Source organism: Parabacteroides distasonis ATCC 8503, assembly GCF_000012845.1.
GTDB lineage: Bacteria > Bacteroidota > Bacteroidia > Bacteroidales > Tannerellaceae > Parabacteroides > Parabacteroides distasonis.
The window spans coordinates 1,247,325-1,273,719 of sequence record NC_009615.1 but is presented as its reverse complement, the minus strand read 5'-3'; the positions used below and the strand labels follow the sequence as shown (position 1 = coordinate 1,273,719).

Genomic DNA, 26,395 nt, shown 5'->3' with positions numbered 1-26,395 from the left:
TATGCTATTTAAGTTTGAGTTAGAGGGCGGTAATTTCTCGAAGGCGGGTTATGCGTCTAGCCAGATAAAGAAGGTCTTGAAGCAATTGGCTATCGATCCCCGGATCATTAAGCGGGTGGTCGTGGCGCTTTATGAGGCGGAGGTGAATATCGTGGCTCACGCTTGGAGAGGAACGGTTGTCGCTGAATTGGACGCTGATAAAATATCTTTGGAACTGAAGGATGAAGGGCCCGGAATCCCGGATATATCGCTAGCTATGCGTGAAGGGTATTCGACGGCATCCGAGGCCGTGCGTGAGATGGGATTTGGTGCCGGAATGGGACTTCCAAATATGAAGAAGAACGTAGATGAATTAACGATCGAGAGCCAAGTAGACGTAGGTACCACGGTACGTATGGTCACATGGTTTAATAAAGAAGGAGCGTAGACCATGGAGGAAGCTAATTTTTATCATGCCTTGAAGATTGACAATGACCGCTGTATAGGCTGTACGCATTGCATGAAAGAGTGCCCTACGGGAGCGATCCGTATTCGGGATGGTAAGGCTTTGATCCATAAGGATTGGTGCGTGGATTGCGGCGAGTGCTTGAAATCGTGCCCGACAGAGGCTATCTATGTGGAGCAGGATGACTTCCAGCGTATATTTGATTATAAATGCAGGGTAGCGTTGATGCCCACGGTATTTATCGGGCAGTTCTCAAAGTACACGACCGAGAAGGAAATTATCAGTGCCGTTATGGAACTGGGCTTTACCCATGTTTTCCAAGTAGAGTTTACCGCCGATATGATCCATAAGGAAATGGTACGGCAGATGGAAAACGCCGAGGAAAAACCGGTGATCAGTTCTTTTTGCCCCGCTATCGTCCGGTTGATACAAGTCCGTTTCCCTGCGCTGGTGGATAATATCTTATTGGTGAAAGCGCCGGTAAACGCCTCGGCCACTTATTATCATAAGATATTGGAAGGGCAAGGTGTTCCCTCGGAAGAGATCGGTATCTTTTATGTTACGCCTTGCGCGGCGAAAATCGCGGCGTTGAAGGGAGCGGAAGGTTATTCATCTACGATCAAAGGCGTGATAAATATGGATACCCTATATAATAAGGTATACCATATTCTTAAGAATCGCCCGAGAGGATATGAGCCGGAATGTGAGCTTCCTCCGCCATTAACGAAAAAAGAGATGCGATGGAGCCAGACAGGAGGGGAGGCCAAACATTTCTCCGGTCGTTGCCTCGCGATCGATGAGATCCATAATGTGATCGATTTCTTGGAACGAATGGAAACGACCAGCGAGGTACGTAACGTAGACTTTCTGGAACTGAGGGCTTGCGACCGTAGCTGTGCCGGAGGTGTATTAGCCGTAGCGAACCGTTTCCTCACGGCCGAGCGTATCATGAAGCGATCCATGAACCGGGATAAAGTACCGATGATATACGCCGCCGATAATTTCGAGGCTTTATCCTATTTGAGGCAGCATATTACGATCCGTCCGGTGCAACCGAATCCCAAACGGTTGTACGATGGAACGATCGATGAGATGCTGAAGAAAATGGAGCAAGTGCGGAAATTGATGTGCTACCTACCGGGAATCGATTGTGGCGCTTGCGGTAGCCCGAACTGTCAAAGCTTGGCTGAGGATATCGTACGCCACGAGGCTCAATTCAGTGATTGCGTATTTATGCAACGTAATATGGAGAAGCACGGTAAACTAGACCAAGAGCATGCCTTCCGTATCGTTGAGAAGACATGGGGGAAAGATCGTTTAAATAAGGATTGTTATAAGAAAGGAGCTAAATATGAAGGTTTGTGATTTAGTGAAGATGTTGAATCTTACTGTATTTTGTGGAGAAGAGGGCCTTGATACAGAGATAACCGGAGGCTATACGAGCGATTTATTAAGTGATGTCATGGGACATATCGAGGAGGGTATGCTATGGATTACCATGCAAACCCATCAGAATATACTGGCCGTGGCTACTTTAAAAGACGCCTCCGCTGTATTGATCGTGAACGGAACCTCTCCGGATGATGAGACCTTACAAAAAGGTAGGGAAGAGGCTGTCCCTCTTTTAGGAACTACACGCACCGCGTTCGAGGCTTCCGGTATGATTTACCGCTTATTACAGAATGAGAATGGATGAAACAGTATTTAGCTGATTTACATATCCATACTTGCCTGTCGCCATGTGGCAGTCTGGAAATGAGTCCATCGGAGATCGTGCGTCGTTCCTTAGCGAAAGGTTTGGATGCTATTGCCATTACGGACCATAATACGACCTTACAATGCCCGGAGATTCAATCCCTTGGCGAGAGATTCGGACTAAGGGTCTTTGCGGGCGTAGAAGTTACGACCCGTGAGGAAGCGCATTGTCTGGTTTATTTCCCGACCGATGAATCCCGTAAGCGATTCCAACGATATTTAGAAGAGCATCTCCCTCCAATTCCAAATGATCCGGAACGTTTTGGCGATCAAGTTTGGGTGAATGCGGAGAATGAGATTCTAGGAGAAGTACCCTATCTTTTGCTCTCCGCCTTGGATCAAAGCGTAAACCAAATAGCCGCTCAAGCACGTAAGGTGGATGCTCTATTTGTAGCCGCCCATGTAGAACGTCCGTCATTCAGCTTGATCAGTCAATTAGGTTTTATAGACCCCTGCTTATCTTTAGATGCTATTGAATATAATAATCAGCAAAGATACAGTAAGTTATTGTCTATTCACGGGTATTTGAAAGAGCAGACTCAATACTCAGCCTCGGATGCCCATTACCCCGAACAAATAGGTACTCAGCCCTCCATTTGGCAAACGGAGGAATTAACCTTCGATGGCTTACGAAAGGCTTTTGATCAAAAAGACAATCACTTAATTTTCGCCTCTCATGGATAATCTCTCGTTTCATATCACGGATATAACCGCTAATAGTATTAGAGCAAAAGCTTCTGATATAGAGATAGATATACAGATAAAGGACACATCCATATGTATTCGTATCGCGGATAATGGCTGTGGTATGGATCCGGAAACAGTCTCTCTGATCCGTAATCCGTTTTATACGACTCGCACGACACGAAAAGTGGGTCTAGGCTTACCTTTCTTGATACAAAACGCGGAGCAAACAGGCGGGAATGTGGAAATATCTTCCATACAGGGAAAAGGTACGGTAGTTGTTGCTTGTTTTGTCTCATCTCATATTGATTGTCCGCCTTTGGGAGATTTGGCGGGTACAATGGCTATGCTTATAGGCAGTAATCCGGACATAAACATTCATTTCTCATATCATTCAGATCTGGTTTCATTTGATATCAGTACGCGAGAGCTTAAAGAAATCCTAGAGGACATGCCATTAAGTCATCCGAAAGTCATGCTTTATTTGAAGGAGTTAATAGCGAATCAAATAGTTGCGTCAAGCTGAATTAATCTTTTCATATAGGTGATCTGATCTTTTCACAGCTGTGATACGATCTTTTCACATCCATGAAACAAACGTTTCACAGCCGTGAAAAGATCTGTGTCTTTACTCAAAGCAGCTACAAGCTTTGCTTGAATGCACTAATTTATCCTTATCTTGCTATTAATTTTATAATTCCCATTATGTTTAATAGTATTATGAACGATCAAAAAATGACTACTCCGATACATGATACACAAATAAAAAACCGCCTAGTAACCTTATATTACTAGACGGTTCCATTTATTCTGAAAGAAGAAATTACTTATTCATCTCTGCTTCAATAGCATCGAATTTATCACCCATATTCAAGTTGTAGTAAATACCTCTTAAAGCAGTCATATATTCTCTTTCTTCTGGTTTCATTTGGTGAGCTTTCTCAAAGTAAGGAAGAGCTTGCTTAAAAAATTCCTTAGCTTTGCCTAATTCCTCTTGATATTGTTTTGCGTCGTTGATCATATTAGCCTCACCTTGCTTGTTTACACCTTGGTTGTAATATACACGACCTAAGTTAGAGAGAGATTCGATATAGTCCGGATTGATCGCCAATGCTTTCTTGAAATACTCTTCAGCTTTAGCGTAATCTTTCAAACCAGTCTCATAAACACGGCCCATTACATCGTAAAGCTGTGGATTGTTGGAATCCTTAGCGATAGCTGTGTTCAAATATTCAATAGCTTTCTCATTTCTATTAGAATAGATGTAATTGTTTATAAGGCTCATTAAGAAATACTGTTCCTCGGGGAATTTATTCAAACCTTCTTCCAAAGTCTTCTCTAAATTCACGGTATCCTTAGCTTGCTCATACTCATAGCATAAGTATTGATATACCTCGCTTGCTCTATAATCCGTATTTTTAGCACGCTCTAACGCTGCGATAGCTTTTTGAGAATCGCCAAGTTGGGTCGCTGCTACAGCGGCATAGAACTGAACTGTCATGAAGTTTGAATCTCTTTCAGCGACAGCCTCACCTTTAAACATCGGCATATCAGATATTTTCAGGTATTGCTCGAAGAAATCGTAAGCTTTGTTATAATCTTTCTGATCGAAATAGTAAGCACCACCATTGATGTAATATACGTGGTTTGCTCCTAGGATACCTTTGATATCTTTCGTGAACTTAGGTTTAACTTTTCCTTTTTCATTAGGAAGTTGATCTAACTCATATGCTTTCTCAAAGTATGGCAAAATACTACCCAATGCCTCGTACATAACAGGCTCGTCCGGTTGTTGGCCCAAGACTTGTTTAGTTCTTTCGTTGCTGAACTGTTGATCCTCGATAAAACCGGCAACATACCAAGTTTTAGCGTCATCCTTTGTTTCTGGATTTTCCAAAGCTCCTTTAATAAGAGTTCTAGCTTCCGAGAAATCAGGAGTCGAACCCTTAGCTATACTTTGAGCCTCATTTACAGCTTTTTTCTGTGCAAAAGAGACCGATGCTGCGACACATAGTGCCACTGTTAATAATACTCGTTTCATTGTGATAGTAATTTTGAGATTAATATTTCTATTTGTTTAAAATTATTCAGTTATTTCTTCGTTATCATTTTGTTCGTTATCCTCCTCTGATTCCGGTAGATCAACATCAGTACCTAGACTAGCTTGATTCTCACTGAACTCTCTTCCCTCATTCTCTTGTCTGGCTTCTTGTTCCGCTTTTTGCTCGGCTATCTCCTCTTCACTCTCAGACAATACTTTACATACAGAAGCGATTTCGTCGTTGCGCTTTTCTAGATTAATCAAACGAACACCTTGAGTAGCACGTCCTATTACGTTTAAATCGGCCACTTTCATACGGATAGCGATACCCGACTTATTGATAATCATTAAATCGTTCTCGTCCGTAACATTCTTGATGGCAACTAATTTACCGGTCTTCTCCGTGATATTAATGGTTTTTACGCCTTTACCGCCACGATTCGTTATACGATAATCCTCGATAGAGGAACGTTTTCCATATCCCTGCTCTGATACGACGAGTACGGTCTCTTTTTCCTTGTCCTTGATACAGATCATACCAACGACTTCATCGGTATTATCCTCGTCCAAAGTCATACCTTTCACTCCGGAAGCCGTACGGCCCATTACACGTACCGCGCTTTCATGGAAACGGATCGCCCGGCCGTTACGGTTCGCTATGATCACCTCGTTGTTACCATTCGTCATACATACTTGGATCAAGCCATCGTCTTCACGCAATGTAATAGCGTTCACACCGTTTTGACGAGGACGGGAATAGGCCTCCAACAAAGTCTTTTTGATCACACCTTTCTTCGTACAGAATAATAGGTAATGAGAATTAATGAATTCCGTATCGGTGGTTAATTTCTTAACACGTATAAAAGCTTGTACCTTATCATCCGGCTCGATATTCAGAAGATTCTGGATCGCACGTCCTTTAGCGTTCTTAGCCCCTTCCGGAATCTCGAATACCTTCAACCAATAACATTTACCTTTTGCCGTGAAGAATAATAAGGTCGCGTGCATGGATGCCGGATAGATATACTCAACGAAATCCTCGTCTCTAGTCTCGGAACCCTTCGCTCCTACACCACCACGGCCTTGCGCACGGAACTCACTCAACGGGGTACGTTTGATATATCCCATATGAGATACGGTAATGATCATCTCATCATCCGCATAGAAATCCTCCGGATTTAATTCCTCAGAGGCGTAAACGATATCCGTCTTACGTTCGTCGCCAAATTTATCCTTGATTTCCAATAATTCATCTTTGATAACCTTCATACAAAGGTCCTCATTCTCCAGAATCTCATTCAAATAAGCGATCAACTTCTCGATCTCCTCATATTCCGCACGCAATTTGTCTTGTTCCAGACCTGTCAACTGACGAAGTCTCATCTCTACAATCGCACGTGCTTGAAGCTCAGATAAAGAGAAACGTTCGATCAAACGCTCGATAGCCTCTTGCGGGCTCTTGGAAGACTTGATAATCGCGATTACCTCGTCTATATTATCGGAAGCGATGATCAAGCCTTCCAATATATGGGCTCTCTCTTCCGCTTTCCTCAATTCATATTTTGTACGCCGGATAACGACCTCATGACGGTGCTCAACAAACGCCTTGATTAAGTCTTTTAAGTTAAGCAACCTCGGACGGCCGTTCACCAAAGCGATATTATTAACGCTGAATGAGGATTGCAGAGCCGTAAGCTTATACAATTTATTCAGTACGACACTCGAGTTCGCATCACGTTTCACGTCAACTACGATACGCATACCGCTACGGTCGGACTCATCATTGACATTGGAAATGCCATCGATACGCTTCTCGTTTACCAGGTCAGCGATATACTTGATCAACTCAGCCTTATTTACCAAATAAGGAATCTCGGTAATAATAATCTTCTCATGATTATTCTCCACCTCAATCTCGGCTTTACCGCGAAGGATGATACGTCCCCTACCCGTCTCGAAAGCGTCTTTCACGCCTGCGTAGCCATAAATTGTAGCGCCTGTAGGGAAGTCCGGAGCCTTGATATATTGCATTAAGCCCTCTACCTCGATATCTCCCTTGGCATCGATATAAGCGATACAACCATCTAATACCTCGCTCAAGTTATGAGTTGGCATATTCGTAGCCATACCAACGGCGATACCCGATCCACCATTTACAAGTAAGTTAGGAACACGAGTCGGTAATACGGTCGGCTCCTTCAACGTATCATCGAAGTTAAGCTGGAAATCTACCGTGTCCTTATCGATATCCCGGAGCATTTCTTCGGCGAGTTTACTCAGTCGTGCCTCTGTATAACGCATAGCGGCAGGACTATCACCGTCCACTGAACCGAAGTTACCTTGTCCGTCTACTAACGGATAACGCATAGACCATGTCTGGGCCATACGAACCATGGCGAAATATACAGACGAGTCGCCATGTGGATGATATTTACCTAAAACTTCACCAACTATTCTCGCAGATTTTTTATAAGGTTTGTCGGATGTGTTACCCAGTTCATTCATTCCAAATAAAATACGGCGGTGAACCGGCTTAAAGCCATCCCTAACATCAGGAAGAGCACGTGAAACAATGACAGACATTGAATAATCAATGTATGCCGATTTCATTTCCTCTTCGATGTTAATCTTAATAATTCTGTCTTGATCAACCATTTAGTTTTATATTAATTACACTCAATATCTCACCTCTGAAAAATTGCACTAAGGTAAGGTTTTTCCGTATACTACGAAAGAATTTGTCTTGAAATTTTGAGCCTTCGGGCTTTTCAAGGCTTATTAAGGAATAATGGCACGAAATTTGATGATAGTTGGAATAGATTATGTAACTTTGCGTAATCAGTACATATATAATATAGTATGAAAAATTATTCGAAAAGATTGATTGACGTGATTGAGTATAGCCGTGAAGAAGCGGCTAGGCTCCAGAATAGCTATATCGGGCCGGAACATTTGATGCTAGGCATCATCCGGGAAGGCGAAGGCGAGGCAATGCGTGTCTTGCGAGAGCTACATACCGATCCGATGGATATTAAACGCAAGATTGAGCAAGAAATAAAGAACACATTCGATTCTGAGGATTCTGTCCAGCATGAGATCGCTATAAGTAAGACTACAGAACGTGTCTTGCGTATGAGTATGCTGGAATCTCGTTTATTCAAGGAAGATGAGACCGATACGGAACATCTTCTATTAGCGATATTGAAAGAGGAGTTTAATGTTGCTGCCAAGGTGTTGAACGATGCGGGTATTACTTATCGTTCCGCATATAATATATTAGTAAGCGGAACCGGTTTGAACAATATGGAGGAATTCGACGAGATCAGCGACGGATATACGGATGATGACGAAGATGACGAGGACGAAGGTTTCTCTTCTCGTCGTGAGGCATCTCGCCCCTCTTCCGGTACTGGAGCGGGAGCCGCTCAACCGAAATCCCCTAATGATACACCTGTTCTGGATAACTTCGGAACGGATATGACACGTGCCGCCGCAGAAAACCGTCTAGATCCGATTGTGGGACGTGAGAAGGAAATTGAGCGTTTGGCCCAGATATTAAGCCGTAGGAAGAAAAATAATCCGGTATTGATTGGTGAGCCGGGTGTGGGTAAGTCAGCTATCGTAGAGGGATTGGCTTTACGCATTATTCAGCGTAAGGTTTCCCGGGTGTTATTCGATAAGCGTGTGATTAGCTTGGATATGGCTTCTATTGTCGCTGGTACAAAATACCGCGGACAATTCGAGGAACGTATTAAGGCCATCTTGAATGAGTTATCGAAGAACCCGAATATCATCCTCTTTATCGATGAGATTCATACGATTGTTGGCGCTGGTTCCGCTTCCGGATCTATGGATGCGGCGAATATGCTGAAACCTGCGTTGGCTCGTGGTGAGATTCAATGCATTGGCGCTACTACTTTGGATGAATATCGTAAGAATATCGAGAAAGACGGTGCGTTGGAACGTCGTTTCCAGAAAGTGATCGTTGATCCGACTACGGCGGAAGAAACTTTGCAGATCTTGCGTAATATCAAACCTCGTTATGAGGAGCACCATAACGTGATCTATACTGAAGATGCTTTACAAGCGTGTGTAAAATTGACAGAAAGATATATCAGTGACCGTAATTTCCCAGATAAGGCGATCGATGCTTTAGACGAGGCCGGTTCCCGTGTACATATATCTAATATCATTGTTCCGAAAAGTATCGAAGAGCTTGAGGCAAAGATCGAGGATACGAAGAATGAGAAATTAGCGGCCGTGAAATCTCAGAACTTTGAGTTAGCCGCAAGTTTCCGCGATAAGGAGCGTCAGTATTTATTGCAACTGGAGGCTGCGAAAGCTAAATGGGAACAAGAGCTTCAAGAACATCGGGAGACCGTTGATGAAGAGAAGGTCGCTGAAGTTGTTGCCATGATGTCCGGTGTACCTGTTCAACGTATCGCTAAGGCAGAGAATGTCAAGCTTCTGGAAATGGCGGACGTATTGAAAAGTAAGGTGGTTGGGCAGGATGATGCTGTTCAAAAGATCGTAAAGGCAATTCAACGTAACCGTGTTGGCTTGAAAGATCCGAATAAGCCGATCGGAACTTTTATGTTCCTAGGACCGACGGGTGTAGGTAAAACTCACTTGGCCAAGAAGCTTGCTGAATATCTATTTGATTCGGCGGATTCTTTGGTACGTATCGATATGAGTGAATACTTGGAGAAATTCGCTGTTTCCCGTTTGATCGGAGCGCCTCCCGGATACGTTGGTTACGAGGAAGGTGGTCAGTTAACGGAGAAAGTACGTCGCAAGCCCTATTCGGTGGTCTTATTGGACGAAATCGAGAAAGCGCATCCGGATGTATTTAACTTGCTGTTGCAAGTCTTGGATGAAGGCCGTTTGACGGATAGTCTGGGTAGACGTATTGACTTCAAGAATACGATCTTGATCATGACTTCCAATATCGGTACCCGGCAATTGAAAGATTTTGGTCGTGGCGTTGGTTTCAATACCCAGATGGCCGGTGAGCCGGATAAGGATTTCTCCCGTAGCGTGATCCAGAAAGCGTTGAATAAAGCGTTTGCTCCAGAGTTCTTGAACCGTGTGGATGATATCATTATGTTCGATCAGCTTGATAAAGCCGCTATTCATAAGATTATCGATATTGAGTTACAGGGTCTGTATCAGCGTGTATCAAATCTGGGCTATGAGTTGTCGATCACAGACGAGGCAAAAGATTTCATTGCCACAAAAGGCTACGATGTCCAATTCGGTGCCCGTCCGTTGAAGCGTGCGATCCAGAAGTATCTGGAAGATGAGATGGCGGAGATGATTATCCGTGCTTCAGTAGGTGAAGGCGATACGATTATCGTAGACTTTGATAAGGAAGAGCAGAAAATCACGACTTCGATAAAAAAGAAAGATGCTGAATAAGTTTGTCTATGAATATAGAAGCCGGGCGTGAGTCCGGCTTTTTTTATGTTCGTCCATCTTATTCGTCTGTCATTTTGACACACAAAAAAAGCATGACCTAATTGAATAGATCATGCTCTTATTTCTTTTTTTACTTAAGTACGCAGGATGAGACTTGAACTCACACGCCGTAACCGGCACTACCCCCTCAAAGTAGCGTGTCTACCAATTCCACCACCTGCGCATTTTAGAAAGGGTGCCCAGAACAGGACTCGAACCTGCACGATCGCAAAACCACTCGCACCTGAAACGAGCGCGTCTACCAATTCCGCCACCTGGGCAATCAATACGAGAAAGAGCGGAAGACGGGACTCGAACCCGCGACCCTAACCTTGGCAAGGTTATGCTCTACCAACTGAGCTACTTCCGCATATGCAACCGCTTTGTTCTCGATTGCGAGTGCAAAGGTAGTGATTTCATTGAAACCACCAAGCCTTTGCGCTACTTTTTTATTAGATTTTTTTGACCAATTCCCTAAATAGTTGTGTCATAACAGATGCTGCTTTATTAGCCGCTACGATAACATCGGCACCATCATTTACAAAGTCGTCAGCGAAGTGATAACCTTCGTTCGTGATGACAGACATACCGAATACACGCAAGCCCGCATGACGTGCCACGATTACTTCCGGTACCGTACTCATGCCGATCGCATCTCCCCCGACTTTTCCATAGAAAGCGTACTCGGAAGGAGTCTCGAAGGAAGGGCCTGTCAAACCTACATATACACCTTTCTTTAACGGGATAGATCGGGAGGCGGCTATTTCTTCCACATAGCGGATAAATTCACGATCATAAGCACGTGTCATATCCGGGAAACGAGTGCCGAAATCCTCATTGTTCGGACCGATCAATGGGTTCGGCATCATATTGATATGATCCCGGATGATCATCAGATCACCTACCTTGAACGTATTATTGATACCTCCGGCGGCGTTCGAGACCAAAAGGTTCTTGATTCCTAAGAGTTTCATCACACGTACGGGGAAAGTCACCTGTTGCATCGTGTAACCCTCATAGTAATGAAAACGGCCTTGCATAGCCAAGACTTGCTTATCCCCTAGTTTGCCACAAATAAAATTCCCCTTATGCCCGGTAGCGGTAGATTTCATAAAATGTGGGATCTCCACATAAGGTATCACTATAGGGTCTATTATTTGATCGGCAAAAGAGCCTAAGCCACTACCAAGGATAATGGCGGTCTCCGGGTTACCTTCGATCCGGCTAGCTAAATAGGCGGCCGCTTCCCGATATTGTTCGGTTTTAATCATTTCCATATTTAATCAATTTAACGTTTCATCAAGTTATAAGCTATCTCTGCCGCTTTCTCCATAATCTCGTCCTCTCCCGGTACCTTCTTATTCTCCATCAATATTTTACCATCACAGATAACGGTATCCACGCAACTGCCGTTGGCGGCGTATACAAGATTTGAGACGAAATTGAAGTTTGGGGTAAAAGCGGGGGTGTTGAGATCTATCAAACATAGATCGGCTAAATACCCTTCCTTGATCTGCCCGGCTTTTAAACCGAACATAACGGCTCCTTCCGCAGTAGCGGCTTGCAGCATCTCATTTGCGGTCAAGGCTTCGGGATCCTTTCGCCAAGCTTTTCCTAACAGGGAAGCCAGCTTCATCGCCTCGATCATATCCAAGTTATTGGAAGAGGAACAACCGTCCGTTCCCAATCCCACGGTAATACCCAATTGGCGCATTTCCTTGAACTTAAAATGCATGCCGGAAGCCAGTTTCATGTTTGAGGCCGGGTTATGTACGACTTTCACCTCGTGATCGGCCAACATACGAAGCTCGTCATCATCGATGTAAATTCCATGAGCGATGATCAAACGTGGAGAAAGCACACCTAACTCATATAAATAACGTACGGGAGTGAGTCCGAATCTATCGAGAGAGTCTTTCACTTCCCCCTCTGTCTCTGCCAGATGCAGATGGATAGGGATTTGGTGTTCCATGGCGAACTGATGCGCCCATTTCAGAAGCTCACCGGAAACGGTATAGATAGCGTGTGGCCCGATCGAGAAGCGAACCCGTTTGCTGTAGTTATCCACATCTTGGATCAGTCGTTCGTTATGGCGTTTGCATTTCTCCGCCTCTTCTTTATCAAAACCATCGAAGCAAACGCCGGCTATGATACCTCGCAATCCCATCTCTTCCGTCACATCGGCCGTGACACGAGGGCGTTGATACATGTCGAAGAAAGTGGTCGTGCCACTTTTTATCATTTCCAAACACGCTAATTTCGCTCCCCAATATACATCCTCACGGGTCATTTTCGCCTCATTCGGCCAGATCTTTTGCTCAAGCCACGGCATAAGCGGCATATCATCGCCAAAGCCGCGGAACAAAGTCATGGCAGCATGCGTATGAGCGTTCACGAAACCGGGAATGACGGCTTTACGGCTACCATCCAGTATCTTATCGGCAGGAAAGGACAGCCCCGCTCCTATTTGCTTGATCTCTTTTCCTTCGATATAGATATCAATCGTTTTATCGTTAAACAGGACATTCTTTATTAATATACTCATCTTCTTCCTTCTTATTTATATAAACGGTAGAATTCCGCTACCGACTCGATTCCCTTGAAGAAGATATCCAACTCCTGACTCTCGTTGGGCGAATGGATCGCGTTTTGCTCCAAGCCGAATCCCATCAGTACGGTCTTGATACCTAATACCTGCTCAAATGTAGAGATAATAGGAATGCTACCTCCGCGACGAACCGCCAACGGCTTCTTCCCAAATGCGATGCCAACAGCCTTTTCTGCCGCTTGATAAGCCGGCAAGTCGATCGGACAAACATATCCTTGCCCGCCATGGCTGGGCGTAACTTTCACTTTCACATAAGGTGGAGTCACACGAGTTATATACTCCTCAAACATTTGGGAGATCTTGGCATGATCTTGGTGTGGAACCAAACGAGTGGAAACCTTGGCATAAGCCTTTGAAGGCAATACCGTTTTGCTTCCTTCCCCCGTATATCCGCCCCAAATACCACAGATATCGAAAGAAGGCCGACAACTATTACGTTCTAGCGTAGAATAGCCTTTCTCTCCGAAAAGAGAGTCTACCCCGATCGCTTTCTTATATTTTTCCTCGTCGAATGGGATTTGGGCGATCATCTCCCGTTCCGCGGAAGATACATCCTCCACGTCGTCATAAAAACCCGGGATCGTGATGCGTCCATCCACGTCGGTGATATCTGCCATCAATTTGCAAAGTACATTGATCGGATTCGCTACGGCTCCGCCAAAATGACCGGAATGCAAATCGCGGTTCGGTCCGGTTACTTCTATTTCCCAGTAAGCCAAACCACGTAAGCCTGTCGTGAGCGACGGTGTTTCAGCGCTGACCATGCTTGTATCGGAAACGAGGATTACATCCGCTTTCAATAATTCTTTATGTTCCCGGCAAAAATCTTCCAAGCTAGGAGAACCTATCTCCTCCTCTCCTTCGAAAATAAACTTCACGTTACACTGTAACAAACCTTCTTTAATCGCTGTCTCAAAACCTTTTACTTGAATCATGCCCTGTCCCTTATCATCATCTGCTCCACGGGCCCAAATGCGTCCGTCCCGGATCACCGGCTCGAAAGGTTCACTCTTCCACAGTTCTAGTGGTTCGGCAGGCATTACATCGTAATGAGCGTAAACCAATACGGTCGGAGCATTGGGAGATACCATTTTCTCGGCGTATACGACAGGATTGCCTTTCGTAGGCATTACCTCGGCCTTATCTGCACCGGAAGACAGCAGCACCTCTGTCCAACGTTGGGCACATGTCAACATGTCCGGCTTATTCTCATGCTTGGCGCTGATTGACGGAATGCGGATTAAAGAGAACAATTCTTCAAGAAAACGATCCTTATTGGATTCGATATAAGATTTTACTGACATAGCGTTTTATTTTATGTTTATAAATTGTAGCAAATATAACGAAACAGATGGGGATTGCAAGAAGTTTTATGGTATTTTAGCCGTGTTACTGCAATAGGCGTGCAGTAACACGGCAAGGCGGATTGCAGTATACGAGAGAGTTTCATCCCATGATCCATTTAGCTCGTTCACCTAATATACGGTACATGAACCAAGTAAACGCCCATGAGATTATGAAAATCAAAAGTGCCATTATGGGTACTTGCAAAGGTATCGGTAAATCAAACTTCCCGATCAAGATAAAGATCGGACCTACGACAAAGTAATGTACGATATAGATTCCGAAACCATATTTGGATATTTTCGATAGTTTTTTAGCTATGAGAGTATTATGAATACGTACCTTTTGAAGAAGAATAAATACAGCCGCCGTCATTAAGACTACATTCGGACTACAGAAGGTGAAAAATAACTCCATATCCAATTCTGTTGCCTTGGGATTCGCTGCGGCCGAACTGAATCCACTATAGGTTATGGCATAACCAACCACAAACATGGCTGCGCAAATAGCGAAGGTTTTCCAAATATTCCAATTATTACCTTGTTTTAAGTAATGTCCTAATAGGAGATATCCGTTGAATCCTGCGAAATAATAAAACATGCCGAATTGATTCCACGTCGCTTCCCCGTATAAATATTTGCTGATATAGGCAGACATATAAGGCAAGAAAAGAGATACGAACCATATCCCTAAATAGACCCTCTCTTTGGAACGATCCGCCTTCTCGATCCATGCGGAGAAGAATGGCATATACAGATACAATCCGATGAGTAAATAAATGTACCACATATGGTTTTCCTTAAAACTGAAATTGAACGGGATCATGGCGATGTCTTTCAATGCGTCGGATAAGGATTGTGACTCATTTCCTTGCACATAGCAGAAAAACTCACCGATTATCTCTTTCGGCAAACCTAATAGCCCTGTAACCCAAGGGAATATATTGTATAATACAGACCATATCAAAAAAGGAAATAATACCCTATATATTCTCTTTTTATAGAAAACACCTAAAGATTGTTCCCGTATAGGCAATAGTAAAAGTCCCGTCATCATAACGAAAAGAGGAACAGAGGGCCGTAAAAGAGAGCCGTAAACAGCGGCCCAATGTTTATATTCCGGTAAACTTCCGAGTGTAGGTGAGATATAAAAAGGATCTATACAATGTACTCCGATAACCATCAGCATAGCTACGGTTCGTATTACATCGAGCCACACGATATGTGACTGTGTTGTTGCGTTGTTCATGGATTTATGTGTTAAATTTAAAAGATGGGTGACAAAGATAGAGCTTAGTATGAGAATTTTGTTTATCTTTATTGTTAATTTATTGTATCAAGTATTATGGTCAAACGAATTATCATTATTGGCGCTACCTCCGGTATCGGCTATGAGGTTGCTAAGATTTATTGGAAACGAGGATATCAACTGGGATTGGCTGGCCGTCGGGTTGATCGGTTGGAGGAGTTTCGTAAGCAAGATCCGGAGCATATCCGGATAAAGCAGTTGGACGTGACCGCCGAGGATGCCGCTGATCGTTTAGACGAATTAATCCGTGATTTAGGAGGAATGGACATCTTCCTGCTTAGTTCAGGGATCGGCAACCAGAATAAATACTTAGATACTTCCATTGAACAAGCTACGATACAGACGAATGTGACGGGTTTTACACGTATGGTACTAGCTGCTTATCGTTATTTTTCCAGTCAAGGTGGTGGGCATATATCTGTAATCAGCTCTATTGCCGGAACCAAAGGATTAGGTGTCGCTCCCTCCTACTCGGCTACCAAACGATACCAAAATATTTATATAGACGCTTTAGCCCAACTTTCCCGTATGGAGAAACAGCCTATTACATTTACGGATATCCGTCCGGGATTTGTCCGTACGGATTTATTGAAAGACGGCAGGAATTATCCTATGCTGATGTCTCCCCAATACGCCGCCTTGCGTATCGCTAACGCTATAGACCGGAAAAAGAGAAGGGCGATCATCGATTGGAGATACGCTATCCTTGTCTTTTTCTGGAGACTGATCCCTGAATGGCTTTGGGAATGGCTGCCAATACGGAATTAGGATCGGGTATGTTAGAGATTTATCTTTTTTGCTTCTACATTAGATTTTCTCTTGCGCCGGGAGCATGCTGAAGGACTGCGCCGACTATCTGGCAACTATCTAATTCATCACAATCGCCACATGTATTAAAGCCTTTTCCGGATACACATTTGCGTATTTCACAATAATCACTGCAATACGCAAATTTCACTCCGTCCGCACGACACCCCATACAGTTTATAGTTGCGGCTGTAATTTCGGGCGCATTGTTCATGGCGCTCCACTTTTGGGCGGTTTTTTCTCTTAGCTCATCATCATTCTTAACTGTGGCTATGCGGGCATCGCAACTTTCGCAATCTAATCCGCAACAGGCTATCAATTGTTTCATTATTTAGTTGTCAGTTTATTTTCTTGTTTGTTTCTGTCCTTGCTTTTACTTTTCGGCAAACATAATAAAAATTCCTACCTTTGCGCCCAATTACTAATTTTTTAATCTATACAGATGGGTTTATTTATTAAGAAGCCTTTAGCGGATTTGATGACCGAGGCAAATGATTCGGGCAGTAAATCGCTGAAGCGTATCCTTGGCCCGTGGAGTTTGATTGCCTTAGGTGTCGGTGTTATTATCGGTGCCGGATTGTTCTCCATTACGGGTGCGGTGGCCGCCGGGTATACGGGGCCTGCCATTACTTTATCTTTCGCTATCGCCGCCTTGGGCTGTTGTTTCGCCGGGTTATGTTACGCCGAGTTCGCATCCATGATCCCGGTGGCAGGTAGCGCATATACCTACTCGTATGCCACGATGGGTGAGTTGGTCGCTTGGATTATCGGTTGGGATTTGGTGCTCGAGTACTGCGTGGCCGCTACGACCGTTAGCATAAGTTGGAGTCGGTATTTGGTCGTTTTTCTGGAAGGATTCGGAGTACATTTACCGCAAGCCTTGACAGCTTGCCCTTGGGATGGCGGTATCGTGAATATCCCGGCTTTCGTGATCGTGGTGTTAATGAGTATCTTGTTGATACGAGGAACGGAAGGCAGTTCTATCTTTAATGGGATCATCGTATTCTTGAAAGTCTCCGTAGTCTTGGTGTTCGTAGTCTTGGGATGGAAATATATCCGTATGGAGAATTATACGCCTTATATCCCCACTAATACAGGGACTCTAGGCGAGTTCGGATTTTCCGGTATCCTACGAGGGGCGGCTATCGTATTCTTTGCTTTCCTCGGTTTCGACGCTGTAAGTACGGCAGCGCAGGAAACCAAGAACCCGAAACGGGATATGCCGATCGGGATCTTGATGTCATTGGTGGTTTGTACTATATTATATATGCTGTTTGCCCACGTGATGACCGGAGTCGTACATTACTCCGCTTTTGCTGGCCAGAATGGAATCGCTCCTGTGGCAATAGCTATCGATCATATGGGACAAATGGATGCTTCTGGTGTGATTCGTCCGGATTACCCTTGGATGAATCGGGCGATCGTAATAGCTATTTTACTGGGGTATTGCTCGGTTATCATGGTAACGTTATTAGGACAGAGCCGTGTATTCTTGAGTATGAGCCGGGATGGGCTGCTCCCTCCCCTATTTTCCCATATCCATGAGAAATTCCGCACGCCGGCACGAAGTAATTTCCTGTTTATGTTATTGGTCGGTACATTGGCTGCTTTCGTTCCGGCGAGCGTAGCGGGCGAGATGTGTAGTATCGGGACTTTGTTCGCTTTTACGCTAGTTTGCGCCGGGGTATTGATTGTCCGTAAGACAATGCCGGACGCTCCCCGGTCTTTCAAGACCCCGTTGGTTCCGTTCGTGCCTATCGCCGGTATCATAACTTGTCTGGTGATGATGCTTTTTCTCCCGGCTGATACATGGATTCGTTTGGTATTATGGATGTTAATCGGTCTGGATATATATGTCTGCTATGGAATCAAACATAGCAAACTGGAACATATGCAGAAACATCGCTCGGGACAGACCACATTGGATATGATCGGTATTACCCTATCCGTGCTTTGCGTGATTACGGGGCTTTGGCACCAGCAAACCGTGGGATGGGGCGAGAGCAAAGTCTTATTGATTATCTCATTCGTATTCGCTTTTACGCATCTAGCTTTCTATCTTTACAGACTCGGGAAGCAGTTTACGAGCCTTACCCGTTAGCGATTCAGCACGATTATGTCTCGATGGCTCACGCGACTAGTCCCGATGGTCAACGCCATTAGTGGTGAAGGCTTATGCGAGTAGTCGCGTTGACCTTCACCACTAATGGCGTACTATACCACTTCCTTTGATACGATTTATCGGATTCTAGCTCTTAAAAGTAAGCCTCTTATTCATCATAAAATTAACGGCTCCGTAAACGAAAAGTCCAAGGAACTGACCCAAATATTCATTTAGATCGATCACCTCCACCATTAAAAGCAAGAATATGAATTGAGTAGCGTAAGCGCAACCAAAAGCGATTAGGAATAAAGGAATCTCCTTCCAGAAATTACCTTTCCCGGAAGAAAATACCCAGTATTTACTCCAAAAGAAGTTATTCACCAAGGCAGCCACATATCCAGCCATGTTCGACCACAAGTAATTACAATCCAGAATATCCATTAATATCCAGATTACCAATGCGGTGATCAAAGCGTTAGAAGAACCTACAATGGCGAAACGAAGAATACGAACAGATTCCTTCATGCTGTTAATTATACGTTTCGAATGACAAATATACGGGTTTATTTCTATATTTGTGCTGTACTTTTGATCAAGTATGTAACATTCTTAAAACAATTATGAGTATGATTAGACTAAATGTATTTATTCAAGTAAGTGAGGAGAATCGTCCCGCCGCATTGGAGACTGCGAAAGAATTGGTTGAAAAGTCTTTGAAAGACAATGGCTGTATTGCTTATGATATTTTCGAGAGCGCTACCCGTAGTGATGTATTGATGATTTGTGAGACGTGGAAAGACGCTGAATCCTTATCAGGTCACGAAAAAGCGGAGCATTTCGTAACGTTGGTTCCTAAATTGCAAGGATTAGGTGCGATGAAACTTGAGAAATTTACATTTTAAGGGTTTTATGTAGGATCTTATTATAAGCCTGAGCATGCTAAAAAATCATAGTTATGAATCCTTCAACTTATAACTATGAATGAAAGAAAACATAACTATGATTTTTTTAGTGTTATCGCTCGTTGATTGAGATATATTCCCTATCGTCCAAAACGTTCTTGTAAGCCGGACGGATGATGCGTTTTCCGTCAAAGTTCAACTCCTCGATACGGTGAGCGGTCCAACCCACGATTCGGGCCATGGCGAATAAAGGCGTATAGATTTCCTGTGGCAAACCGATCATCTCATAAACGAATCCGGAATAGAAGTCCACGTTCGAGGAAACCCTTTTCTTAGTTCCTTTATGCTTGGCGAAACATTCGATCGCTCTTTCCTCTAATAACTCAAGGAAGGCGAATTCCTCAGAGCGACCTTTCTCTTTTGCCAGATCACGAGCTAGTTCCTTTAATACAACCGCACGGGGATCGGAAATCGTATAGACCGCATGGCCGATACCATAAATCAAGCCTGTCTTGTTATAAGCCTCTTTGTTAAGCATCCGCATGAAATAAGTATCGATCTCGTCCACGTTCTTCCAATCCGCGATATTCTCTTTCAAATGATGGAACATATCTACTACCTGAATATTGGCACCTCCGTGCAACGGGCCTTTCAATGAGCCGATACCAGCTGCGATAGATGAGTACGTATCCGTTCCCGTAGAACTAGTGACGCGTACCGTGAACGTAGAGTTATTACCACCACCATGTTCTGCTTGCAATACCAAGAGCAAATCCAACGTACGTGCGTCCAGATCCGTGAAATCACGTTTCAGCATGTGAAGGAAATTTTCTGCGATCGATAAGTTCTCGTGCGGATGACGGATGTGTAAAGAACGCCCCTGTGTGCTATGACGATAAATATTGTAGGCATAAGCGATAATCGTCGGGAACTTAGAGATCAATTCAATAGATTGGCGCATTAAGTTATCTCGGGAGGTGTCGTCCGGGTTTGCGTCGAAGGTATACATCTCCAATACGCTACGAGCCAATATATTCATGATGTTCTGTCCTTCCAGATCCAGAATATTCATCTTGGTCTTTTGCTCCAAGGGCATATTATCGTTCAACAGTTCTTTAAAGGCTGATAATTCCTCTTTATCGGGGAGTTTACCAGAAAGTAATAAATAAGCCACTTCCTCAAAACCGAACCGTTTTTCCTTGATGAAATCATGCGCTAAATCCTCTACGTCGTAACCTCTATAGAATAACTTACCGGGGATCGCTTTAAGACCGCCCTCTGGCAAGCGTTCGTATCCTACTACATTACCGACTTGGGTCAATCCTACTAACACGCCGCTACCATCCTCGTTACGAAGGCCACGTTTCACATTATACATCGGGAAAAGTTCGTTGTCAATCTTGCAAGCCTCTCTGGCAGCCTCGGACAATTTGTAAATTAAATATTCTTTCTTCAACATGACTATACTAATTTAATTGTTTCGATAATAGAGATGATACGATCACCAAATTCTTTGGTGCCGAGAGATTTGCCGTTCGGCATAAAACGAGCCAAGTCATGAGTGGCCTCTCCAGCGGAGAAAGCTTGCTCCATAGCAGATGTAATCAGGTTAGCCGCATCACTCCATCCCATATATTCCAGCATCATCACGGATGATAATAATAAGGAAGAGGGGTTTACGAGATTCTTTCCCGCGATATTCGGAGCGGTTCCATGTGTTGCCTCGAAGATCGCATGACCACTGTTATAGTTGATATTAGCGCCGGGAGCAATGCCAATGCCACCTACCATCGCCGCTAATTGATCGGAGATATAATCGCCGTTCAGGTTCAAGGTAGCGATCACGGAATATTCTTCCGGAATTAATAGAGTGTTTTGCAAGAAAGCATCGGCTATGACATCCTTGATAATGATTTTACCGGCCTTTGAAGCTTCCACTAAGGCGGTATTGGCCGCTTCCTCGCCTTGCTCTTTCTTGATCTTCTCATATTGAGGCCATGTGAAAGTGAAATCCGCAAACTCCCGTTCCGCTAAAGCGTATCCCCATAGTTTGAAACCACCTTCCGTGAATTTCATGATGTTACCTTTGTGTACCAAAGTCACGCTCGGTAACTGATGCAATATCGCGTATTCGATAGCGGCACGCACCAGACGCTCCGTACCTTCCACAGAAACCGGCTTGATGCCGAAAGAGGAAGTTTCCGGGAAACGTATTTTCTTCACTCCCATTTCCTCGGTGAGGAACTTCAATAACTTTTGTGCCTCCGGAGTCCCTTGTTGCCATTCGATTCCGGCATAGATATCTTCCGTATTCTCACGGAAGATATACATATTCACTTTTTGCGGCTCCTTTACCGGAGATACGACTCCTTTAAACCAACGTACCGGACGGAGACAAACATATAAATCCAACGTCTGACGGAGGGCCACATTTAATGAACGGATACCTCCACCAATCGGAGTTGTCAACGGTCCCTTAATACCGACGATGTATTCACGGAATGCTTCCATAGTCTCATCGGGAAGCCAACTTCCGGTTTGCTTAAACGCCTTTTCACCGGCTAAGACCTCTTTCCATTCAATGGAACGGGTTCCGTTGTAAGCTTGCTTGATGGCAGCGTTTACTATCTTTTGGCTAACGGGAGTGATCTCATGCCCCACGCCATCTCCTTCAATATAAGGGATCGTCACGTGATCCGGAACGAAAATATGATTACCTTTCTTTGTTATCTTACTCATGATATCAAGATTTTTTTGTTTGTCTTAGTGAGCTGTATTTAAAGCGGAACCCGCCTTGAACCATTTAATTTGTAAATCATTATACGTATGGTTAACCGGGAATGATTCTTGCGTACCATCCGCATGAAGAAGAACGGCCGTCAACGGTTTGCCCGGCTGAAAATCTTTCAATCCGATGATCGAGATATGGTCATTCTCGCGGATCTTGCTGTAATCCTCCTTATTGGCAAAAGTCAGTGCTAACATTCCTTGTTTCTTCAAGTTTGTCTCGTGGATACGGGCGAAACTCTTGGCTAGGATCACTTTTACATTTAGGAAGCGGGGCTCCATGGCTGCATGTTCCCGGGAAGAGCCTTCACCGTAGTTTTCTTCCGCTACGACGATCGAGGAAATACTATTTGCCTTGTATTGTTTCGCTACGGCAGAAACTGCTTCATATTCATTGTTCAGTTGATTCAATACAGAGTTTGTCTTCCCGTTGAAAGCGTTTACGGCTCCCATCAACATATTATCCGATATATTTTCCAAATGCCCACGGAAACGTAACCATGGACCGGCCATCGAGATATGATCCGTCGTACATTTACCTTCAGCCTTGATAAGAAGGGGCATATCCGTGAAATCCTCTCCATTCCAAGGAGCGAAAGGCTTTAATGCTTGTAGGCGGTTGGATTCCGGATCGATGTTCACCACTACGTTCTTACCCGTAGGTGCCAGATAGCCGTTATCCTTTACCTCGAAACCTTTCGGCGGAAAATCCGAGCCTTTCGGTTCTTTCAGTTTCACAACCTTACCATCCTCTGTCTTCAAGGTATCGGTCAAAGGATTGAAACATAGATCACCTGCGATGGTCAAGGCCAGTGTCAGTTCCGGAGAAGCGACAAAAGCATGTGTATTCGGATTACCGTCCGCACGTTTAGCGAAGTTACGATTGAATGAAGTAACGATCGAATTCTTACGGGTATTATCATCCGTATGACGTTTCCATTGTCCGATACAAGGACCACAGGCATTCGCCATAATGGTTGCGCCAATCCGTTCAAAATCACCGATAATACCATCTCTTTCTGCCGTATAACGGATTTGCTCGGAACCCGGGTTGATGATCAAGGGTGCCGCTACCGGTATTTTATCCTCATAAGCTTGGCGAGCAATAGATGCCGCACGGCTTAGATCTTGATAAGAAGAGTTGGTACAGGAACCGATTAATCCGACCTCCATCTTTCGGGGATAGCCATTCGCTTTTACTTTTGCGGCAAACTCCGAGATAGGCGTAGCTGCATCCGGCGTGAACGGACCGTTGATATGCGGCTCCAATTCGGAAAGGTTAATAACGATTACACGATCGTAAAACTTATCTGGCTCGGCACGAACGTCCATATCCGCTTCCAGATATTCACCGATAGCTTCGGCCCAGCTCGCTACCTCGTCACGTCCCGTGGCACGAAGATATTGAGCCATTGTATTATCGAATGGGAATAAGGAAGTAGTCGCTCCTACCTCGGCACCCATATTACAGATCGTAGCTTTTCCGGTCGCTGAGATTGAGGCGGTGCCCGGACCGAAATATTCGATGATAGCGTTCGTTCCACCTTTTACGGTTAAGATGCCCGCTAGCTTAAGAATCACGTCCTTCGGCGAGGCCCAACCATTCAAACTACCAGTTAACTTAACACCAATTAGTTTCGGCATCTTCAGTTCCCATTCCATTCCGGTCATGACATCCACGGCATCGGCTCCTCCTACTCCGATAGCGACCATTCCAAGTCCTCCGGCATTCGGGGTATGTGAATCAGTTCCTACCATCATACCGCCGGGAAACGCATAATTTTCCAATACCACTTGATGGATAATGCCTGCTCCGGGTTTCCAAAAACCGATTCCATATTTATCGGAGACCGATTTCAAGAAATCATAGACCTCGCTATTGCTCTTGGTAGCCGTATCGATATCCGTTTTGGCTCCCATATTCGCTTGGATCAAATGGTCGCAATGCACGGTAGCCGGTACTGCGGATTTTTCTTTTCCGGCGTTCATGAATTGTAAAAGCGCCATCTGAGCGGTGGCATCTTGCATAGCCACACGGTCGGGACGGAAATTCACATAATCCTCACCTCTTTTGAAAAGGCGAGTCGAGCTTTCATCGTATAGATGCGCATATAAGATTTTCTCGGCCAAGGTCATCGGGCGACCACCGATACGTTCGCGGGCTGTGTCCACTCTTCTGGGGAAATTCGCATAGAAATTTCTAAGCATGTCAATGTCGTACACCATAATTCATATTCGTTTTTTATTGTAAGCCTTTTCGCAAATATATTTATCTATAACCAGCTAAAATGTAATAAATAAGACATCTGCCAATGAGTCTTTGTTTTTATTATCAACAAATATATAATATAATGAAATACAATTTGTTCGATAATTTCTATGAGGTTATAGAGGTTATTTATAATCTCCCGGATAACTTAGAAAAACGGGCTAATCGCACGTTTATTAATAAAACGTACCATTAGCCCGTTTTGTTCAAGCCTTGGAGCTGTTTTTTCTACTTATCGAGACTTTCTTTCCATCTTTGGGCATAACTATGCAAAATAGATGCGATACCCTTTCCGATCCGGACATAATCTTCCCGTTTAAGGTTGGCTAAAGATGCGCGGATAGACCACTCGGGAGCATCAAAACCTCCTCCGTTCAGTAAAACCAAGGAAGTTTCCTGTGCCAGACGGAAAACGACATCCAGAGGTTCGTAATTCTTTTTTAGATATTCCACGAAATCATCCCCATAGAATTTCTTAGCCCAGACAAGCATATCGATCTCACTATAATATCCCGCACGCAAAGGGTCGTCTAATAAGGTGAATCCGGTGCTTTCCCACAATGTGTGTAAACGCTCGTGGATCATATCCTGCATCCTTTTCTTATAGGTATTTTCCGCATCTAATAGAGCGAAAGACGCAAACAGAGACATTTGTGTTTGTTGTGGCAAGGAAAGACCGGCCGTATGATTCAAGGCTACTTGACGGCTATCGGCTACCATACGATCAATAAAGCGGATATCCTCGGGATGTAAGGATAGACTGCTATATCGTTTTTTTAGAAGCTCCTGTTTATCTCTTGGCAATTCACGGATCATCCGGTCGTAAATATTATCTTGATGTAAAGCGATTATCGCCAATCTCCATCCGGTTGCCCCGAAATATTTGGAGAAAGAATAGACACATAACGTATTCTTTGGTAATTCGGCCATCATCGAGCGAAAATGCGGAATAAATGTCGCATACACGTCATCCGTAATAATCATAAGGTTGGGATTGTCGTTCCGTACGATCTCAACGATCCTATTCATCAATGCTTTTGTCAATCCGTATGAAGGCGGGTTGCTCGGGTTTGTTATGAAAGCGGCTTTCACGCTAGGATCTTTTAGGACATCTAAATCCTTTTCTTGATATTGCCACGTGTGATAGCCGTCTTTTGTCATCTTCAAAGCTTTTATCTCTATGACATTAAAAAGATAACGGGCCTGTTCCGGAATCTCTATATAAGGAGTGAATACCGGAGCGAAAAGGACGATCTTGTCTCCCTTATTCAACAAGAAATTCTGCTGCAAGGAATCGAAGATGTAACACATGGCGGCAGTTCCGCCTTCGGTAGCGAAAAGGTCGAATACTCCCTCGGGGGGCCGGTTGTCACATAATTCTTGGTCTAAATAATCCCGCACGAGCATTTCCGTATATTTCAAGATACGATCGGGAACCGGATATTGATCACCAATGACACCTTCCGCCCATTCATATACAAGCTCATTCTCATCTACACCTTTTTCCGTGACCAGATATTCATAGGTACCCTTCAATAAAGTAGCGCCGGGAGATTGCGCATGTTTCTTTAGAAACTGTACGAAGCGAGACGCGATCCTTTTGCGGTTGGGAACCCCTGCGGCTCCGGCCATCTCATCCTGCCAATTCGGCTTCCCGCTGGCATTCCTCCAAGGCGAACTGCCCTAATAGGAAGAATGCCTCCCGTGGAACCGTACTGATCCAGTTTGGATTTCCCCTTCCTGCGTTCAGCATGATGTGCGTACTTTTACGAGCGCTCTCATCCGCTAACTCTATCAAGATGTTCTTTAGCTCGAAAGGGCTAATCTCCGACATCTTTTTCTCATATTCTCTCGTGACATGTATTTTCTTCTTGTCCATACATT

The 26,395-nt window shown here is 44.3% G+C and carries 20 protein-coding genes, 3 tRNA genes and 1 pseudogene; 9 read left to right on the top strand and 15 right to left on the bottom strand.

The window, feature by feature from the left end; translation table 11 throughout:
* The first annotated feature begins 1 nt into the window (after position 1).
* Genes BDI_RS05490 through BDI_RS05470 form a run of 5 tightly spaced genes read left to right on the top strand, consistent with a single transcriptional unit; the run spans position 2 to position 3,410 of the window.
* A complete protein-coding gene (locus BDI_RS05490; RefSeq protein ID WP_005856948.1) occupies positions 2–427 on the top strand; it encodes an ATP-binding protein in 426 nt (141 codons plus the stop codon).
* 3 nt (positions 428–430) lie between these two features.
* Positions 431–1,810 (top strand): [Fe-Fe] hydrogenase large subunit C-terminal domain-containing protein, encoded by a 1,380-nt coding sequence (locus tag BDI_RS05485; RefSeq protein ID WP_005856950.1) that lies wholly within the window; start codon positions 431–433, stop codon positions 1,808–1,810.
* Positions 1,797–2,141 (top strand): DRTGG domain-containing protein, encoded by a 345-nt coding sequence (locus tag BDI_RS05480; RefSeq protein ID WP_011966314.1) that lies wholly within the window; start codon positions 1,797–1,799, stop codon positions 2,139–2,141. The genes BDI_RS05485 and BDI_RS05480 overlap by 14 nt, the downstream gene beginning before the upstream one ends.
* Entirely contained in the window at positions 2,138–2,884 is a 747-nt protein-coding gene (locus BDI_RS05475; RefSeq protein ID WP_008779888.1) for a PHP domain-containing protein, read from the top strand. The genes BDI_RS05480 and BDI_RS05475 overlap by 4 nt, the downstream gene beginning before the upstream one ends.
* Positions 2,877–3,410: an ATP-binding protein gene (locus BDI_RS05470; RefSeq protein ID WP_011966313.1), complete on the top strand. Its 534-nt coding sequence runs from the start codon at positions 2,877–2,879 to the stop codon at positions 3,408–3,410. Before BDI_RS05475 ends, BDI_RS05470 begins: the two co-directional genes overlap by 8 nt.
* 297 nt (positions 3,411–3,707) lie before the next feature.
* Here the strand turns inward: BDI_RS05470 and BDI_RS05465 are convergent, their stop codons facing one another.
* Together BDI_RS05465 and gyrA are read right to left on the bottom strand one after the other, a co-directional pair.
* The gene (locus BDI_RS05465; RefSeq protein ID WP_005856958.1) at positions 3,708–4,925 is read right to left on the bottom strand and encodes a tetratricopeptide repeat protein; all 1,218 of its coding nucleotides are present in this window, start codon (positions 4,923–4,925) and stop codon (positions 3,708–3,710) included.
* 42 nt (positions 4,926–4,967) lie between these two features.
* Positions 4,968–7,580 (bottom strand): DNA gyrase subunit A, encoded by a 2,613-nt coding sequence (gyrA, locus tag BDI_RS05460; protein ID WP_005856960.1) that lies wholly within the window; start codon positions 7,578–7,580, stop codon positions 4,968–4,970.
* 204 nt (positions 7,581–7,784) lie between these two features.
* Between gyrA and BDI_RS05455 the strand changes: the two genes are divergently transcribed.
* Positions 7,785–10,343, top strand: a complete 2,559-nt coding sequence (locus BDI_RS05455; RefSeq protein ID WP_005856963.1) for an ATP-dependent Clp protease ATP-binding subunit — start codon at positions 7,785–7,787, stop codon at positions 10,341–10,343.
* A gap of 139 nt (positions 10,344–10,482) precedes the next feature.
* Here the strand turns inward: BDI_RS05455 and BDI_RS05450 are convergent.
* The 7 genes from BDI_RS05450 to BDI_RS05420 form a co-directional block, all read right to left on the bottom strand.
* A tRNA-Leu gene (locus BDI_RS05450) sits at positions 10,483–10,566 on the bottom strand.
* Between the two features lie 13 nt (positions 10,567–10,579).
* Positions 10,580–10,663: transfer RNA gene (locus tag BDI_RS05445), tRNA-Leu, on the bottom strand.
* A gap of 16 nt (positions 10,664–10,679) precedes the next feature.
* Positions 10,680–10,752 (bottom strand) — tRNA-Gly (locus BDI_RS05440).
* A gap of 82 nt (positions 10,753–10,834) precedes the next feature.
* Entirely contained in the window at positions 10,835–11,659 is an 825-nt protein-coding gene (locus tag BDI_RS05435) for a purine nucleoside phosphorylase I, inosine and guanosine-specific (protein ID WP_008779883.1), read from the bottom strand.
* 11 nt (positions 11,660–11,670) lie between these two features.
* Positions 11,671–12,927 carry an amidohydrolase gene (locus BDI_RS05430; RefSeq protein WP_008779882.1) on the bottom strand — a complete coding sequence of 419 codons (1,257 nt, stop codon included), beginning with the start codon at positions 12,925–12,927 and terminating at the stop codon, positions 11,671–11,673.
* A gap of 11 nt (positions 12,928–12,938) precedes the next feature.
* Positions 12,939–14,294 carry a dipeptidase gene (locus BDI_RS05425; protein ID WP_008779881.1) on the bottom strand — a complete coding sequence of 452 codons (1,356 nt, stop codon included), beginning with the start codon at positions 14,292–14,294 and terminating at the stop codon, positions 12,939–12,941.
* Between the two features lie 142 nt (positions 14,295–14,436).
* On the bottom strand, positions 14,437–15,582 hold the full coding sequence (locus BDI_RS05420; protein WP_008779880.1) for an acyltransferase: 1,146 nt from the start codon (positions 15,580–15,582) through the stop codon (positions 14,437–14,439).
* Between the two features lie 96 nt (positions 15,583–15,678).
* Here BDI_RS05420 and BDI_RS05415 point away from each other — a divergent pair, with 96 nt between their 5' ends.
* Positions 15,679–16,410 carry an SDR family NAD(P)-dependent oxidoreductase gene (locus BDI_RS05415; protein ID WP_008779879.1) on the top strand — a complete coding sequence of 244 codons (732 nt, stop codon included), beginning with the start codon at positions 15,679–15,681 and terminating at the stop codon, positions 16,408–16,410.
* 34 nt (positions 16,411–16,444) lie between these two features.
* On the opposite strand, the gene BDI_RS05410 is transcribed toward BDI_RS05415, so the two are convergent.
* Positions 16,445–16,777: a DUF3795 domain-containing protein gene (locus BDI_RS05410; RefSeq protein WP_008779878.1), complete on the bottom strand. Its 333-nt coding sequence runs from the start codon at positions 16,775–16,777 to the stop codon at positions 16,445–16,447.
* Positions 16,778–16,891: 114 nt separating this feature from the next.
* Here BDI_RS05410 and BDI_RS05405 point away from each other — a divergent pair, with 114 nt between their 5' ends.
* Positions 16,892–18,550 carry an amino acid permease gene (locus BDI_RS05405; protein ID WP_008779877.1) on the top strand — a complete coding sequence of 553 codons (1,659 nt, stop codon included), beginning with the start codon at positions 16,892–16,894 and terminating at the stop codon, positions 18,548–18,550.
* Positions 18,551–18,697: 147 nt separating this feature from the next.
* On the opposite strand, the gene BDI_RS05400 is transcribed toward BDI_RS05405, so the two are convergent.
* Positions 18,698–19,078 (bottom strand): GtrA family protein, encoded by a 381-nt coding sequence (locus BDI_RS05400; protein ID WP_005856979.1) that lies wholly within the window; start codon positions 19,076–19,078, stop codon positions 18,698–18,700.
* A 101-nt stretch (positions 19,079–19,179) separates the two neighbouring features.
* On the opposite strand from BDI_RS05400, the gene BDI_RS05395 reads away from it, so the two are divergent.
* Positions 19,180–19,455: a putative quinol monooxygenase gene (locus BDI_RS05395; RefSeq protein ID WP_008779876.1), complete on the top strand. Its 276-nt coding sequence runs from the start codon at positions 19,180–19,182 to the stop codon at positions 19,453–19,455.
* Positions 19,456–19,567: 112 nt separating this feature from the next.
* Here the strand turns inward: BDI_RS05395 and BDI_RS05390 are convergent, their stop codons facing one another.
* The 4 genes and pseudogenes from BDI_RS05390 to BDI_RS05375 all read right to left on the bottom strand — a co-directional run bounded on the left by BDI_RS05390 (position 19,568) and on the right by BDI_RS05375 (position 26,390).
* Positions 19,568–20,911, bottom strand: a complete 1,344-nt coding sequence (locus tag BDI_RS05390; RefSeq protein WP_029257178.1) for a citrate/2-methylcitrate synthase — start codon at positions 20,909–20,911, stop codon at positions 19,568–19,570.
* 5 nt (positions 20,912–20,916) lie between these two features.
* Entirely contained in the window at positions 20,917–22,194 is a 1,278-nt protein-coding gene (icd, locus tag BDI_RS05385; protein WP_011966312.1) for an NADP-dependent isocitrate dehydrogenase, read from the bottom strand.
* 24 nt (positions 22,195–22,218) lie between these two features.
* Positions 22,219–24,468 (bottom strand): aconitate hydratase, encoded by a 2,250-nt coding sequence (locus BDI_RS05380; protein ID WP_011966311.1) that lies wholly within the window; start codon positions 24,466–24,468, stop codon positions 22,219–22,221.
* 271 nt (positions 24,469–24,739) lie between these two features.
* Positions 24,740–26,390: pseudogene (locus tag BDI_RS05375) on the bottom strand (bifunctional aspartate transaminase/aspartate 4-decarboxylase).
* Positions 26,391–26,395 lie beyond the last annotated feature (5 nt).